Origin of the sequence: Rhodopirellula maiorica SM1 (assembly GCF_000346295.1) — a bacterium.
GTDB lineage: Bacteria > Planctomycetota > Planctomycetia > Pirellulales > Pirellulaceae > Novipirellula > Novipirellula maiorica.
The window spans coordinates 1-1,857 of record NZ_ANOG01000039.1; the positions used below are offsets into that span (position 1 = coordinate 1).

1 protein-coding gene is annotated in these 1,857 nt (G+C 54.0%); it reads left to right on the top strand.

The features are described from left to right. Positions 1-1,051: 1,051 nt before the first annotated feature. Positions 1,052-1,528: a hypothetical protein gene (locus RMSM_RS01355; RefSeq protein ID WP_008690386.1), complete on the top strand. Its 477-nt coding sequence runs from the start codon at positions 1,052-1,054 to the stop codon at positions 1,526-1,528. The last annotated feature ends 329 nt before the right edge of the window (positions 1,529-1,857 follow it).

Genomic DNA, 1,857 nt, shown 5'->3' on the forward strand with positions numbered 1-1,857 from the left:
AAGATGTTGGCAGGAAAATGTTGGGGAGTGTTTGAATCGCCTCTCTAAGATCGCTATTCTAAGGATCTGCGGATCCACACCGGATTGCGAGTCGTCCGCAACCCAGGCACGGGGCAAGAACCATGTGGTGCACGCGAGCGGCGGCAACGTCTCTTCGTGATCGCAACAACTTGGATCGCCGCCGTGTGACCACCGGCGTTCGCCTAAAGAGGTCATTGCATGCCGAATGATTCGCAGATGGAATCCCGGAACGTGCTGATTGAAGAAATCATGCGTCAACATTTGTGCTGGCACCAATTACCAGTTTCTTCGGGTTCAGACATGTTCCTGCCCCATTCATTTTCCTGCCGCAACCTTCGGTTGCCTTCTTTTGACCGGATGTCAGGAAGGATGAGCGGGCCGATGTAGGTAGCCTCTAGGTAAATGCCGCTCGAGGGTCACCCGGCGGAAAGGACCGGCAAAAAGATGGGTGGCAAAAAGATCTTGAGACCGATTGATGCTGGGCTGAGGCAAGAAACCTTCATGCATCTTCCATTTTCTAACATCCCATGTTTTAATCGATTGTCCTCCTTTTCCGTAGTGACTCCTGCCGTCGCTTCGCGACTCTGTGGTGGCTACTATAACGCTGATCCCCGGACTCACGTCCGGGGCTACCACTTGTCGTCGCGTTGCGACTGGGAAGTGTCGTCCGCGCAGGCGGGTTTCTGCTTGCAACAAACGCGGGTCTGCCGCGTGAATGTGTCTGACGACGGTTTTAGCTCTTGAGTTCGCCCGATTCGGTTGTTACCCGTCCGGATCCGTTCCCGGCGGCTAGCCAGATTTTCGGTTACATTCGCAGGTTGCCACGAGCATCGATCGACACCTCCGCCGCCTTTTAAGCAAAGGGGTCTCGGGCTGTTCTGTCGTTAGAATTTCATTTGGTATACTGACTCATCCAAAGAGACCGGAACAAGTACAGGGGACTGACTTTTGGAATGGGGGCACCCCACAAGATCACGCCCATGCTGGGCGTACTGCACCGGAGCGGCGAATCCGGCGGAATCTGAAATCAATGTCAAAACGCTCTCGCAAATGGATGGCCCAGCGATTGCCAATAAAGGCCGACTTTGTAACGCACTCCGAGGACCTCGATCAGAACTGCGCGTGGGAGCACTTCGGTGGACTGGCACTTGATGAAGCTAAGACGCGATTCGCTGAGAACGCTCTCTTCTATCAAGAAGATTTCATGTTCATGGGGACCAACGCGTTCCTGTTCTACTTCCCAGTCCTCGACGACTACCTCCGCAGCGTGCCAGATGAGGAGAACGACGACGATTGGGAATCGTGGATCATCGCCCAGTGTATTCGGGCACAATTTGACTCCGATACGGTCAATCGCCTAAAGCCTATCGCGACTCCGATTGTTGAACTTGCTGAATTCGTTCGCGATAATATTCGTCGCTTTGGAAGTGACGATGCAGAACGGCAACGGGTCGCGGATGCATGGACCGACTTGGTGCACCATATCGAAACACTTGGCAACGCATAGGGCACACACTCCGTTGGACCAGAGTGGCGTCAGCGTGTTTGCGAATGGACAATCTTGTGTCGCCGCCCGCACATCGCTACCGTTCTCACCGTCCGTCGATGCCCAGTCGACTGGCGTTGATTGGTTCGGTCGAAGGTCGGAGCTGGCAGGAAGATGGTCGTGGATCGCCACCGCGTGAACACCATCGTTCGTCGGCATGGAATAGGTTGCGTTTTCGAAACATTTTTTCCCCTGTATTACCGGCAAAAACATCGGGGGCAAAAAGAGGGGTTCAGGGTAGGAAACAGTCAGCATCGGGATCTCCCGAATCGATTCTTCAGATTTTTGTC

Excerpts from the sequence above, each read along its gene's own strand:
- RMSM_RS01355 (WP_008690386.1), top strand. The coding sequence starts at position 1,052 with ATGTCAAAACGCTCTCGCAAATGGATGGCCCAGCGATTGCCAATAAAG.